Here is a 14,613-nt window from a genome sequence, read left to right as displayed (position 1 = left end):
ATTACACAGGTGGGCAGTATATTCAAAATCCCGTAATCCACAAGCTTTACTTTCCACCTGTGCAGTATTTTTTATTTGAGTAAAAACAGTGTAGAATGTGGTAATCAGGTAAATGTGTGAAATGAAGATGACTGAAAAGAAACAAGGCAGAAGAAGCGCAAAAGACGCTGAAGAGACGAGATTTTTGATCATGGGTGTTGCTGCGGATATGTTCTGTGAGCATGGTTATGATAGCGTTTCGCTTCGTAACATCAGTGAGAAAGCAGGTGTATCGCATAGCCTTATTCGCCACCACTTTGGCAGCAAAGAAAAAATCTGGCATGCGATAAGCGATTGTTTACACGCCTATTTTCAGTCTTATATTGCTAAGATAGTAGAAGAGTTACCAAAAGGCGTCGCACCAAACATTACTATCTATTTATTTAGTATGCGCCTTTTTAGCAACATGATTCACTCACGAAAACCGATGCAACTTATCACTGACTCTGTTCGCCAAAAAGACAACTTGGTCGATTATTTTATCGACAATGTTGGCGATGTCGAAAAAGAAATCAACATGTTAGCTGAACAATATAACGATGCGAATCCAGAGAATTTGATCAACATTTATGAGATTAAGTGGCAAATGATCATGTATGCGCACGGAGCGGTATGCCTAACTCCCTTCATGGAGAGCACTTGGAATGAAGGCGATATGGTCACCTCGCCCGAAGATGCCCTACTTAAGCATTGGCAGCTTTTCAACACGCAGATGGTCAGCAAGTTTAGAATAGAAGACCAATGGGTGCTAAACCCAACTAGCCTAGAAGAGCTAATTTATGAAGTGCCCTGTGTATGGAAGTGCAATCAAGAACATCATTAATCCAGTGTTTTTATTTTCCTTGGTCGTAAGTTGATTTACTTAAAACAAAAATGCGCCGTTACAGAACCAACTGTAACGGCGCATTTTTATATGTATAGATCTTTAAACTGGAGCTTTGTCCAGCTTGTTAGCGACGTGCTTTACCGCGGTTTTGGTGAATCTTAAGCTTCGCTTTGATCTTACGTTTTTCTGATGAACGACTTTTACTGCGACCACCGCGATCGGGGGCTACATCTTTTTCTAGACTTGGTTCAAAGCCCTCTAGCCACTCTTGAGGCAAGCGAGTATCAAGTAAGCGTTCAATGTCACCCAATAGGTACGCTTCATCCTGACTCATCAAAGAAATCGCTAAACCGGTATTACCTGCGCGGCCAGTACGTCCGATGCGGTGGACGTAATCTTCAGCTTTAAATGGCATGTCATAGTTCACAACTTGTTCTAGCTGCTGGATATCAATACCACGAGCTGCCACGTCGGTTGCAATCAACGCTCTCACCTTGCCTGATTTGAAATCGTCCAGTGCTTTTTGGCGCGCACCTTGGCTCTTATCACCATTGATTGATGCCGCTTTGATGCCGTCTAACTTAAGCTCTTTAACTAGAGCATCAGTACCCTGCTTAGTTTTCGTGAACACCAACACTTGTTGCCAGTTTTTTGAGCCAATCAAATAAGCCAATAGTTCACTTTTACGCGATTTATCAACCGGATAAACCATCTGGGTAACGGTGTCAGCGGTGCTGTTTTTTGGCGTAACTTGAATTTCGCTTGGTGACTGCATCATTCGATGTGCAAGCGCTTTAATTTTATTGTCGAACGTCGCAGAGAAGAACAGCGTCTGACGTACGTCGTTCATGCGAGAAAGAATGCGTTTGATGTCAGGCATGAAGCCCATATCTAGCATGCGGTCTGCTTCGTCTAATACCAGCACTTCCGTTTGGCTTAACATAATGTTCTTGGTGAACATATGGTCAATAAGACGACCAGGCGTCGCTACAAGAATGTCGGCGCCTCCACGTAAGTTATCGGTTTGAACCTTCATGCTAACGCCGCCGTAAGCCACCACAACTTTAATATCGGTGCCTTTCGCATAACTCGTTACGTTATCAAACACCTGTTGTGCCAATTCACGCGTTGGCACTAACACAAGTGCACGAACGAGCTTAGGGTTCGGAATAACATTGTCTTTAGTCTCGATTAATCTTTGAATAATCGGCAAACCAAACGCCGCGGTTTTACCGGTACCCGTTTGCGCACCAGCCAGTACATCTTTGCCTTCCAGTACCAATGGAATAGCTTGTTCTTGAACACTAGTCGGAGCCGTAAAGTTTAGCTCTGATAGCGTTGTAAGAAGTTGCTCAGACAATCCTAGTTGGTTAAAAGATTGGGTAGATTCAGACATAGTATGATGCTCAAAGATTAAATAGGCGCGGATTGTAGCAAACCTGCATTACGCTGTTTACCTTTCCTTTTGATTTTTCTTCATTTGAAGTGCATTAAACTGCTTCGCTTCTTCTAAAACGTTGGGATACAGCTCATTAAAGTGACACTGCAACGTATCATAGTGACGTTCGAGGTCGTCGTAACAATTTTTGAGCATCCCTAGCTTGGGCCTTCTCAACGCCATACGTTGCAATACAACTTCTATGGAAGACATGTCTTGATAGCTTTCCAGCCAACGTTGTTCTGCCATCTTTTGATGAATCGTAATGAAGTTCTCAGGCCAGTGTGGCTCTTGATGTGCAAAGATCTGTTGATGACTATCGAAACAAAAATGCTCTAACGTCTGCTGCGAGAACTGAGTCCAATGATTGGCTAAGCAGTGATCCCAAAATACATCCAGTGCAATAGGCGCAAAGCGACGCGTTTGGTCTAAAAAAAGCGATTTTGCCGATCGGGATACATCGTGACGGTCTGTGTAACTATCCACGAATCGATGAAGTCTTATTCCGTCTGAAAGCGAGGTTGAATAGTGTTTATTAGGGTCGCCTTTAACGAAGTCACCTAACAGATTACCAGCTAAGTTACTTTTACAGTGTTGAGCGATGTGGAGGTGTGCGAGAAAGTTCATTGAACCTCATTAAAGTATCGAGAACTAAGTAACATGGTAAACGTACTCGTTTATCTTCGCGAACTTTAATGAGGATAGTTTTGTTATGACGTGTGAGCGAATGAGATTTGCTCAGTTTAAGAATTGTCTAATTTGAGAACGTTGAACTACAGAAACCTTTAGTTCAGGTAAAACCTAGTTCGAAGACTTAAAAAGTTCTTCTGCTAATTGTTTAACCGCCTGCTCGTAGTCAGATAAATCAATGCCAATTTCCATGGCATCTAACAACTCAAGACTTTCGTCATTAAAAGATTGGTCACTCATAGTGCCCCCTCTATTCCTTGATGCGGACATGATGTCCGATTAACTAGTGCACCATCTTGGACTTATATTATGTCACTTTGATGAACGCACTCTACTCTACCCATTCCATATTTATAGCTTGAAGCTACTCGCGATCATTAGCGCTTGTTTACGCTAAAGGGGTATACGCGAACGACATATGTACTGTCACCTTACACCAAGTACAACAAATTACTCTACAAATTTTGAAGCAGATCATGGTCAAACGTTTGCTTCGGGCATTTGAGCGCTTCCAACTCACCAATCGTAAAATATAGTTTACAGTGGATATTTTTAATTACATTAGACATTGCATTTGGAATTAAACTCAATCAGAATACTTAAAAATCGAGATATTCTTTGGGTTTATGCGCTTAAGCTAGAAGAATTACAATGAAAACACACCCTAACGTAAAGAATTATATACAATGAATAAATCAAAGGTTTTTGGTAGTACTTTGATCATTGCAGGCACCACTATTGGTGCTGGCATGCTCGCTCTTCCACTTGCTTCTGCAGGTATTGGCTTTTCAACCTCACTTTTTCTAATGCTTGGCTTATGGGCTCTAATGGCCTTTACTGCATTGTTAATGGTAGAACTACATCAATTCGCTGATTCTGACGCAACCCTACACACGCTAGCTGACAAAATTTTAGGGACAAAAGGTAAGTGGATCGCTAGCTTTGCAGTTATGTTCCTTTTCTACGCTCTGTGTGCAGCTTATATTGCAGGCGGTGGTGCGCAGTTTAATCAACGTATCTCGGATATTTCAGGCATTGAGCTTAATGGCCAAATCACAACCCTTCTATTCACACTGTTAGTTGCTGGCGTTGTGACGATTGGTACGCACAGTGTTGATAAAGTTAACCGCGTTTTATTCGGACTTAAACTGATTGCGATGGTACTGGTACTCAGCTTCCTAGCACCAAACATCACCTCTCAATACCTAATGAGCATGCCTTTACAGCAAGGGCTGATTGTTGCAGCAATCCCAGTCGTGTTTACCTCTTTTGGCTTCCACGGCAGCATCCCTTCAATTGTTCGATACCTAGATGGTGACGTTCGCTCTCTACGTAAGGTCATGATTATTGGCTCTGCACTCCCTTTGGTCATCTATGTTTTCTGGCAGAGTGTGACTCTAGGTGTGATTAGCCAAGAGCAGCTTTTGTCGGATACAAGTTTGGGCGCACTGTTAGTCTCATTGTCACAAACCGTTCATCAATCAAACCTTAGCGTTATCGTTGGCGTATTCGCAGACCTTGCACTGCTGACTTCTTTTATTGGTGTGAGCTTGGGGTTATTTGAATTCATGGGGGATTCACTGAGCAAGAAACTAGGCAGTGCAAAACGCGTTAAAACGGCCGCTATCACTTTCTTACCGCCATTAGGTTTTGCCTTGTTCTACCCACAGGGTTTCATTACAGCTCTGGGCTACGCAGCCATAGCACTTTCAGTGCTCGCAATTTTGCTGCCGACAGTGATGGTATACAAGATTCGTTACACGGATTTCTCTGTAGAACCTCAAGGTACAGAAGCGACTTACCAAGTGCTCGGTGGAAGTAAAGCGTTGTTTTTAGTTGGCAGCGTAGGCGTTTTTATCATTGCGATTCAAATCCTTATTTCAGTAGGGCTATTGCCTTCTCTGGGCTAATAAACCCATAGAGAACAAAAATACTTGATAGATGTCTCATAAACGATATGTTGGTATCATTAATTTTCACAATTAGTCGATTGGCATCACATTTTTATTGAGGTCGGTTATTTAGAGTCCACGGTAAAGGATTTACCGTGGAGTTTTTATGAAAGAAGTACAATTTCGAACGATAGACAAACTGTTTATTAAAATGTCTATCAACGACAAGTTTTGGGTCATTTTCTTTATCTTTTTTGTCGCTGTGGCAAGCCTCGCTGGCCTCAACTACGTCAACAATATGGAACAAATTGACGCGAGTGCAAAACAGCAGGTTGAATATCAATTGCAAGGCATTTTATCAGCGTCAGATTCCCCAGCTTCCGTTCGTTCAGTTAGCCAACAAACACGTCCTCAAGAAACAACCATATTGAAGAATGGTCCAGTTACAGCAACAGCCATTGCACAAGATGGTAATTACTACTCTCTTACCGTTTCAAATCTCGATACGCAGAATCAAAAGCAGCAAGCACTGTACACTTTATTACTGAGCTTTTTGTGGTGTGTGCCTTTTGGTCTTTTCTGTTACTGGGTAGCGACTTTCCTAGGCGGCGCACTGTGGGTGCTTTACTCAACGACTCAAAAGATTGGTGATGGCGACTTAACATCACGCCTTGGTTTCCACCCTGGCCGAGACGAGTTCGGCACGATTGGTTGTGCGCTTGACCGTTCAATGGACACGCTTAGTGAGTTAGTCAACAACGTAAACCACAGTGCAGCAACGCTGAGTGAAACATCGGCTTCTTTCGAAGCAGAGATGAAGCGCAGTGAAACACAAATTATGAGCCAGAATGCGTCTCTAGACTCTGTTGCTACTGCCATGGATCAGATGACGGCTTCAGCCAATGAAGTCTCTAACATTTCAGCACGTTCAACTGAACAAACTGAACAAGACGCGCAGCAAATCAACGACAGCCATACGAAAGTTCAACAAGCCATCTCAGAGATCACCACACTCTCTTCTTTGATTGAGCAAACCTCATCTTCAGTTACCAGCTTGAATGTGAACACTAGCCAAATTAATGAAGTGATCACGACGATCAACGCAATCTCAGAGCAAACTAACTTGCTTGCACTGAACGCGGCGATCGAAGCTGCTCGTGCGGGTGAACAAGGCCGTGGTTTCGCTGTTGTTGCTGATGAAGTACGAACGCTTGCAAGTCGCACTCAGTCGGCTACGGTTGAAATCCAAGCGATGATTGAACGCTTACAGCAAGAGAGCCAAAATATCGCTAAGATCACCGAGCAAACGGTCGATCAAGCGCAAACTAGCAGCCAACTGATTTCAAACATTGGGGACGATGTAAACTCGATTGCTGACTCCGCTCAAGCGCTAATGGATATGAGTATTCAGATTGCAACCTCAGCGGACGAGCAAAGCAACGTAGCGAACACCATCGCAGCTGAGCTTAACGATATTCGCAGTCAATCCGATGTGATTAAAGAAGTGGCTCAAAACTCTTCAAATGGCGTGTCAACACTGACAGACGCATCAGTTTCTTTGTCTAAAACTTTGGCAAGATACCGCACTTAGATTTGAGTGATCACTTAGGCTGACCAAGTTAAATTCAGCGAAACTAAAAAGGACTCATCATGAGTCCTTTTTTATCGACGTTCGTTAATAGCAACGTCCGCTAATAGCAACGCCCGTTAATAGCAACTTTCACTAATAACAACTTCCGTTAATAACAGCTTCCCTTAATAACAACAGGAAAAACATGGTCTTTAACGATGAGATTATCATTACCATGAAGCAAGTCGCAAAGGCGAGATTATCAAGTGTCAAAACTGTCTAATATTCGAGCTTAGGGGTAATCTAATTAAACGGGTCTTTTTTCGCTTACCCTCTTGCTGCAGGTGACACATAATGAATAAAACAGAAACACCAAACACCGACGACATTACATGCCCTTTATGCCAACACGACGAATATCTACTCTCAGAAAGTGGAGAAAAATTTACTTGTGCATCTTGCGGTTTTCACACTAAACAATTTAGTAAGGTAGTCAGCCTTCAGTTAGGCTCTACCCCACCAAAGCTGCAGGGTTCGGTATTCCACCACTTGAGCAGTGCTTGCCATTAATCCAAACCGAAATCTCTTCCAAACTGTAGATATCCTGAGCCGCTACCTCTGATGAGTCGGCTTCGGGATCTACGATTGATTCATTAATACTTGGGCGCAATCGGAATGATTGAATACCCGCACGAACACCCGCTTCAATTCCTTTCAAAGTATCGTCCACATAGATACACTCATTGGGTAAAAAGCCCATATTCATGGCTGTATACATAATCAGGTCAGGTTCAGGCTTCCAGCTGTTGGCATCAAAAGCTGAAAACACTTTACCTTTAAAGTCATCGAGCATTCCTGTCATTGCCAATGAAGATTCAACCCGAGACTTAGGCGCATTAGAAGCGATACAAAATTCGATGTCCTGTCGCTTTAGGAATTCAATGAGCTCGATGGCACCATCCATCGGCTTTAAATGACGTTGGAACAAAGCTTCTAATTCAATACGATATAACGGCTCAAGCGTATCAATCGAGATAGATAGCCCTAAACGTTCTTGTGTATCCATTAAGATATCGGCCAGCTTTCCACCTTGAAAGTGCGCATAGCAGTCATTAACGTTTAGCTCCGCCCCAAAGCCGGTGAATACATTCACCAAGGCTTGGCAACACAGCTTTTCGCTATCGATGAGTGTTCCATCACAATCGAAAATTACACATTTAGTCTGTTCTAACCGCATAGCTCTCTCACTCGCATTGAATTCAAGTTTTATCCTATAGTGTTCTTTCAATGCGCGGGATGATTAAGATAACAGTTTGCGGACGCAGGCTTATTTCTCTTCGCGAAATATGGACTTGATCACCTTATGGCTCGACATAAGCAACAGCTTTCATCAAATTAACCCAGAATCTGCAAAACCAAATACTACAAGGTTTACATAAACGACTTAATTTTAGTGGAAAATATAAATTGCCACGTCCTAGTCGGATTAGGGTGAATTGATAAAGAAACCAAGACTTGTAGACTATTCAGATAGAGCGAGAGTTAGCTAACAACCGACTCTTCTAGAACCTTAACTTCAATCGAAGGTACAGACGCATATTCTACAGCTCCAGTATCGGGATACGAATCTCGGATAGCGACAAACTCGGGCAGGTGTTTCAGTAGCAGTTTGGTTAGCTGAGGATCAAATTGATAGCCACACTCTCTCTCGAACAAGTCGACCACCATCTCTAATGGCCATGGCTCTTTGTAACAACGGGCACTAAGCAGTGCGTCAAATACATCGGCTACGGCAGTGATACGAGCAAACAAGTGAATTTGTTCACCTACCTTGCCATTAGGGTATCCAGCGCCATCCCAACGCTCATGATGTTCGTTAGCAATGATTGCCGCGAGGTTGGTAATATCACCCGCTCCGCTCTTTAGTAAATTGTAGCCCGCAGTGGTGTGAAGTTTCATTACATCCCACTCTTGGTCTGTCAATTTACCTGGTTTATCCAAGATAGATTCCGGAACCGAAATCTTACCGACATCATGCATTGGGCTGATGATCTCAATCATCTCGACCTCGCGATGACTCAAGCCACGATACTTAGCAAGCAAAGCGGATAACTTGGCTACACGCTTAACGTGATTACCCGTCTCACCAGAGCGAGTTTCAATGGCTTCACCCAGCACATGAATCATGTCTTTTTGAACATTCAAAGTTTGTTTCTGTAGTGCAAGGATTCGCTTGTTCTTTTTTGCCAACTCTTTCTTTTGGCGCAGGGTAATAAATTGCATCACGATAATCACGCTCAGCCCTGTAATGACCATGATTAAGCCCAACAACAATTGAAAGTTCTTTTGTAAAAAGGAGGAAGGCTCGTTAACAATCACAGATCCTGTCGGCAGTACATTATCACCAATACCAAACTTTTTAAGCGCCGGATAATTGAAAACAAAACGCTTGTTGTCACCAGGAACTAAAGGTGTAGAAAAATTAAGAGGCACATACTTATCCAACGCACTAACGGCCTCTTCACCCATGCTACGCGAGTGGTTTACATAACCTCCGAGTACATCACCGACTATATTAAACTGCCATAACGCAAACACTGGTGCGGCGCTCGATGCAGATAAGGTTTCCGCGACCTCTTGATAGGTATGATATACACCTTGATCTAACTCAGTATTGTAGTGGCTCAGTAAGACCGCATCGTCAGCAGAAACTCCTTTCAAGAACTCACTTGTTTGCTTGAGTGACAAATCGCGTATTTCGGCCAAATTAATCGATGGAAAGTCTGCCATAATACGGCTTATATCTTTACGGATTAGCTCAGAAGTGACACTGTAATCATTGATGAAATAGAGGTTCTTTAGATTAGGTCTTAGTTTAGAGATCAGCTTGATATTGACGTCTATCTGATCGTTCTCATAAAGCACAGTCGCTCTATCAGACACTGCATACATATCGGTGCTTATGTCGTTGATACCCGCTGCAACAATAGGTGTCGCACGATCAATCAACGCACTCAGTGATTCAAGGAAATTAGCCGCGTTATCGTCAGTCGCAATAACCCCATCAAATTTATAACCTGCGTATTTGGCTTGTAAGTAATCGGCGAGATAGTCGTAGTACTCAGAGCTATGGACGCGCTTTGTATCCAAATACTCGATTGAGAGTTTAACTTCGGTTTGAGATTGGCTGAACGCACTGTCTATCCCTTTCTGAAAGTCAGCAGTCCATTGGTAAGAAGGTTCGTATGAGTGTAAAACTAGGATGCGTTTGATATCCCAGTCGGTAGCAAAACTGACTGTAGAAAAAGCGCTAACACACAATACAGCGATTGATATCAATAGCTTGTACATACAAAACCCTTTATAAAAGATGGGGTATTGTACTTAGATTAACGCTTTCTCAAAGAATCTTTAGTTCTCGACCCACACTTTATCGTGAGAAGCATGATCTTGTGCCCAAAAATCATGTAACTGCTTAGCAAAGCCGTTGATATCTTGACCGTTTTCAATAATCACGTCGGAGATCAACAGAGAGTCTTCCGCTTCTGTGACAATAGCACTCGCCACAACATCACCATTTTGAGTTCCAATGTATAAAACATGCTCATCAGACAACATAATCTGACTCAAGAACTCAAGCATATGTGCCCTTTCGGTTTCATCGTGATAAACACTGGCTTGGTTAAGTGAAAAAAGTACCGTCAGTTTATGGAAATCGACTTTATGCAGTTCATCAATTTGGGAAGGAATTTGATCTTGAGCGAGGAGTTGGTAATTCTTGGATGGGAGTCTGCTTTGATAAAGTTCTCGACCTAGCAAGCTCTCCTTTGCGGGATAAGCAATGTCGAGTTGGCTAAACAGCCATTGGTTTTTCTTATGTGCGCTTTCAGGTATTTCGTTATTCATTCTTTTAGTACCTAAGATTAGTAACCCCAAATATCACAGTTATTTGGGAGACATATGGTCGGCGTAGGAGCCGAGCTACATGCAGAAAGGATACAGAGCATGACTAACGCCAACAAGTACTTTAAATGCTTCATATTTTTCATTCTCTCATAACATCCTTTAAGAACTCGGTGAAAAGCTCTACACTCGTATTCAAGCTTTCAATATCCTTATAGTAAACAGAACTATATAAATAAAAAGGACTTCTTATGAAAAAAGCCTTAATAGCAGCAGGTATCATCACAATGTTGGCAGGCTGTTCGGACAACGAGGTTGGCGACGTATCTCTGGGATTCTTCACAATGAAGGATATCAAAATGTCATCGTTAGATGACGATAAGATCGAAGGTGTGACTTGTCACATTGCATCAATCGAAGCAAACCTGAGTCTTTCCGATCCAAGCGATAGTTCTATCTCTTGTCGTCAAACAGGCGAAATCACTCCAGAAATGATTGCTAAAATAGACAAAAGTAAATCAGGTGAAGTGGTATTCAAGCAGTCGAAAAGTATCTTCTTCAAAACGATGAAGGTTCGTCGTATCTACGATGCTGAGAATCAATCGCTGCTTTACTTATCTTACACAACCAAAGAAACAGAAGGCAGCTTCAAACATAGCCTTTCAACCGTTCCGCTATGGGGTACAAAGGCTTACGTAGATCCAGCAACACTCGTACCAGCCGAATAGTCTCACGCGAATGGTCTGAAGCAAAAGTAAGCTGAATCACCTGTACAGACATTGTGCAGGTGATTCAAAATGTAATAAAAATGAAAGAAACAGAAACAAAATGTGATATCATGCGGCAAAATTTTTTCACTGTATTTGTCATATGAAATTTCCTGGACAGCGTAAATCTAAACACTACTTTCCAACTCACGCCCGTGATCCGTTGGTCAACCAAATTCAACAAACACCTAAGCTACACCGCGCAACAGTTGTCGGTATAGGTCAAACGATTGTTGATATCGAAGCCCGTGTTGACAACGAGTTCCTAGAAAAATACGAGCTGAGTAAAGGCCACTCACTGGTTTTGGAAGAAAGTAAAGCAGATGCGCTGTATGAAGAGTTAGTTGAGCGCGGTTTGATCACGCACCAATACCCTGGCGATACTATCGGCAACACACTGCACAACTATTCTGTTCTTGCAGACAGCAAATCTGTCCTACTTGGCGTAATGTCTAAGAAGATTGAAGTTGGCTCATTTGGTTACCGCTACCTTTGCCGCACTTCTTCTCGTATGAACTTAAACCACTTACAAACCGTTGATGGTCCCATTGGTCGTTGTTACACGCTCATTACCGAAGATGGCGAACGTACGTTTGCGATCAACGAAGGACACATGAACCAGCTGCTTCCTGAAAGTATTCCTGAACAGATTTTTGAAAAAGCGTCTGCATTAGTTGTGTCTTCATACTTAATGCGCGGTAAGCCTGAAGATCCGATGCCAAAAGCGGTACAAAAAGCGATTGAATACGCGAAAGCGTACAATGTGCCAGTTGTACTGACACTTGGCACGAAGTACGTGATCGAAGGTAACGCTGAATGGTGGCAAGAATACCTGAAAGAAAACGTAACCATCGTCGCAATGAATGAAGATGAAGGTGAAGCATTAACGGGTGAAAAAGATCCGCTATTGGCTGCGAACAAAGCTCTTGAGTGGGTTGACCTAGTTCTCTGCACGGCAGGCCCTGTCGGCTTATACATGGCAGGCTACACTGACGAACCAGCGAAACGCGAAACAACGCTTCCGTTACTGCCGGGTAACATTCCTGAATTTAACAAATACGAATTCAGCCGTGCGATGCGTAAGCAAGACTGTAAAGACCCAGTAAAAGTGTACTCTCACATTGGCCCTTACTTAGGCGGCCCACTTGAGATTAAGAACACCAACGGCGCTGGTGATGGTGCACTTTCAGCACTGCTACATGACATGGCAGCAAACAGCTACCATCACGTTAACGTACCGAACTCTGAGAAGCACGAACACGCTTGTCTAACTTACTCTTCACTGTCTCAAATTTGTAAGTACGCAAACCGTGTAAGCTATGAGGTGTTGACTCAGCACTCTCCTCGCCTTTCTCGTGCGCTACCTGAACGCGAAGATAGCTTAGAAGAAACATACTGGGATCGTTAATCAACCATGCCAGGTTGTTAACTCATTGAGGTTGATGACCAGCTAGACTATCCATTCCTGAAGGGCTGCTATATGCAGCCCTTTTTGTATTCAGCACTAATATAACTGCAGATGAAGGCAGTCAGAACGAATATTTTGCTCGTTTAAGATTTGATCTCGCGCAATGACTCTTTAGATCTGTTATCTTCCAGCACATAATTCGTGTGGTTTGCCTTTACTTGGCAAATTTATACAGTACTATCGCCACGCAAACGTTTACGTACCACCTTTCGGTTCTGATATAAGGATCAAATATGCTATCTGATATTGATATTTGTCGCTCTACTCCCCTTAAAAACATCAGTGAAGTTGCCAAACAAGTTGGCCTGCAACACAACGAACATCAGCCATTAGGGCAATACAAATCTAAAGTGTCTCTGACATCACTTGAACGCCTCGCCAACCAACAAGATGGTAAATTGGTCGTGGTGACCGCTATCACACCAACGCCTCTTGGCGAAGGCAAAACAGTCACTACTATTGGATTAGCACAAGGCCTCGCAAAGATTAACCAATCTGCGATGGCCTGCATTCGCCAGCCTTCAATGGGCCCAGTATTTGGTGTAAAAGGCGGCGCAGCGGGCGGTGGTTACTCTCAAGTCGCCCCTATGGAGCAATTAAACCTTCACCTCACTGGTGACATTCATGCCGTGACAGCCGCTCATAACCTCGCCTCTGCAGCCATTGATGCACGCTTATATCATGAACACCGTGAAGGGTTAGAAGCCTTTGAAGCACGTTCAGGCTTAAAAGCGCTCAACATTGATCCTAGTAGAATCGTTTGGCGACGTGTACTGGACCATAATGACCGTGCATTACGCATGATCACAGTAGGCAAAAACGAAGCAGACAAAACAATTAATGGCCTTGAACGGGAAGATGGTTTTGATATCTCAGCCGCTTCAGAGCTGATGGCTATTCTCGCTCTTGCCGATGATCTGCAAGACCTACGCAAGCGTATCGGCCGTGTGGTACTCGCATACAACAATCAAGGTTCGCCATTAACCGCAGAAGACTTCAACGTCGCGGGCGCTATGACAGTAACGATGAAGGACTCTATTGAACCAACATTGATGCAAACCCTTGAAGGCGTTCCTACTCTAATACACGCGGGACCTTTCGCTAACATCGCACACGGTAACTCATCTATTATTGCTGATAAGATAGCGTTAAAACTGAGTGACTTCGTCGTGACAGAAGGTGGTTTCGGCTCAGACATGGGCTTTGAGAAAGCGTGTAACATAAAAGTGAAAGCATCGAACAAGAAACCCGATTGCGCCGTAGTTGTCGCAACATTACGCGGATTAAAGGCCAACTCTGGTTTATACGATTTGAGACCGGGTACTCCATTACCTGATTCAATCTTTAATGACGATCAAGACGCGCTCACAGCAGGCTTTGAGAACCTTAAATGGCACATCAACAACGTTAAACAATACCAAGTACCTACTGTCGTTGCGATCAACCGATTCCCACAAGATTCAGCTCAAGAGCTCGATACTTTGAAACAAATGATCACCGACTTTGACCCAAGTGTCAGCGTTGAAGTAAGTGAAGCCTTTGGTCAAGGTGGTGAAGGTGCAATTCAGTTGGCTCACGCCGTGGTAAAAGCATGCCAAACAGAGAGTAAATTTAAGCCTTTGTACTACTCTGAGCAAAGCTTAGAAGAGAAACTGATGGCAGTCGCTGAAGTCGGATACGGCGCAGCAAGTATTTCGCTATCACCACTGGCAAGAAAACAACTGACTGAGTTCAACCAACACGGCTATGGCGACCTATCGGTTTGTTTGGCAAAAACGCCATTATCGATTTCAACAGAAGCTCAAATAAAGGGTGCACCCACTCAGTTTAACGTACCCGTTAGAGAGTTAAAACTGTGTGCTGGTGCCGGCTTCATCTACGCTTTGTGCGGCAACGTAATGACCATGCCAGGCTTACCTGACAAACCGGCTTTCATGTCATTAGACATTGATAGTAATGGAAATATTATCGGCCTAAACTAGGTGTCCTTAGCTAGATAAACGGCAATTAATCGCGATTA

The 14,613-nt window shown here is 43.3% G+C and carries 12 protein-coding genes; 6 read left to right on the top strand and 6 right to left on the bottom strand.

Annotation, left to right across the window (positions count from 1 at the left end; genetic code table 11):
* The first annotated feature begins 121 nt into the window (after positions 1 to 121).
* Entirely contained in the window at positions 122 to 862 is a 741-nt protein-coding gene (locus tag OCU90_RS19535) for a TetR/AcrR family transcriptional regulator (RefSeq protein WP_017081129.1), read from the top strand.
* A gap of 127 nt (positions 863 to 989) precedes the next feature.
* On the opposite strand, the gene OCU90_RS19530 is transcribed toward OCU90_RS19535, so the two are convergent.
* The 3 genes from OCU90_RS19530 to OCU90_RS19520 form a co-directional block, all read right to left on the bottom strand.
* Complete coding sequence (locus OCU90_RS19530) at positions 990 to 2,261, bottom strand: DEAD/DEAH box helicase (RefSeq protein WP_017082286.1); 1,272 nt, start codon at positions 2,259 to 2,261, stop codon at positions 990 to 992.
* A gap of 57 nt (positions 2,262 to 2,318) precedes the next feature.
* A complete protein-coding gene (locus OCU90_RS19525; RefSeq protein ID WP_017081131.1) occupies positions 2,319 to 2,930 on the bottom strand; it encodes an acyl carrier protein phosphodiesterase in 612 nt (203 codons plus the stop codon).
* 174 nt (positions 2,931 to 3,104) lie between these two features.
* Positions 3,105 to 3,233, bottom strand: a complete 129-nt coding sequence (locus tag OCU90_RS19520; RefSeq protein ID WP_004730901.1) for a hypothetical protein — start codon at positions 3,231 to 3,233, stop codon at positions 3,105 to 3,107.
* Between the two features lie 446 nt (positions 3,234 to 3,679).
* On the opposite strand from OCU90_RS19520, the gene OCU90_RS19515 reads away from it, so the two are divergent.
* Both OCU90_RS19515 and OCU90_RS19510 read left to right on the top strand, forming a co-directional pair.
* Positions 3,680 to 4,903: an aromatic amino acid transport family protein gene (locus OCU90_RS19515; RefSeq protein ID WP_004730902.1), complete on the top strand. Its 1,224-nt coding sequence runs from the start codon at positions 3,680 to 3,682 to the stop codon at positions 4,901 to 4,903.
* A gap of 148 nt (positions 4,904 to 5,051) precedes the next feature.
* A complete protein-coding gene (locus tag OCU90_RS19510) occupies positions 5,052 to 6,476 on the top strand; it encodes a methyl-accepting chemotaxis protein (protein ID WP_061022958.1) in 1,425 nt (474 codons plus the stop codon).
* Positions 6,477 to 6,966: 490 nt separating this feature from the next.
* Here OCU90_RS19510 and OCU90_RS19505 read toward each other — a convergent pair whose 3' ends face one another.
* The 3 genes from OCU90_RS19505 to OCU90_RS19495 form a co-directional block, all read right to left on the bottom strand.
* Positions 6,967 to 7,692, bottom strand: a complete 726-nt coding sequence (locus OCU90_RS19505) for an HAD-IA family hydrolase (protein ID WP_029224226.1) — start codon at positions 7,690 to 7,692, stop codon at positions 6,967 to 6,969.
* Between the two features lie 305 nt (positions 7,693 to 7,997).
* Entirely contained in the window at positions 7,998 to 9,806 is a 1,809-nt protein-coding gene (locus tag OCU90_RS19500) for an HD domain-containing phosphohydrolase (protein ID WP_061022959.1), read from the bottom strand.
* A gap of 60 nt (positions 9,807 to 9,866) precedes the next feature.
* Complete coding sequence (locus tag OCU90_RS19495) at positions 9,867 to 10,361, bottom strand: hypothetical protein (protein ID WP_054541112.1); 495 nt, start codon at positions 10,359 to 10,361, stop codon at positions 9,867 to 9,869.
* A 248-nt stretch (positions 10,362 to 10,609) separates the two neighbouring features.
* Between OCU90_RS19495 and OCU90_RS19490 the strand changes: the two genes are divergently transcribed.
* From OCU90_RS19490 to OCU90_RS19480, 3 genes are all read left to right on the top strand, one after another.
* Entirely contained in the window at positions 10,610 to 11,086 is a 477-nt protein-coding gene (locus OCU90_RS19490; RefSeq protein WP_017079179.1) for a CreA family protein, read from the top strand.
* Between the two features lie 142 nt (positions 11,087 to 11,228).
* Positions 11,229 to 12,533 (top strand): inosine/guanosine kinase, encoded by a 1,305-nt coding sequence (locus tag OCU90_RS19485; protein WP_004730908.1) that lies wholly within the window; start codon positions 11,229 to 11,231, stop codon positions 12,531 to 12,533.
* A 293-nt stretch (positions 12,534 to 12,826) separates the two neighbouring features.
* Positions 12,827 to 14,575 (top strand): formate--tetrahydrofolate ligase, encoded by a 1,749-nt coding sequence (locus OCU90_RS19480; protein ID WP_061022961.1) that lies wholly within the window; start codon positions 12,827 to 12,829, stop codon positions 14,573 to 14,575.
* Positions 14,576 to 14,613 lie beyond the last annotated feature (38 nt).

This window comes from Vibrio splendidus (assembly GCF_024347615.1).
GTDB lineage: Bacteria > Pseudomonadota > Gammaproteobacteria > Enterobacterales > Vibrionaceae > Vibrio > Vibrio splendidus.
The sequence above is the reverse complement of the archived record's forward strand: the minus strand, read 5'-3'. Positions and strand labels throughout refer to the sequence as shown.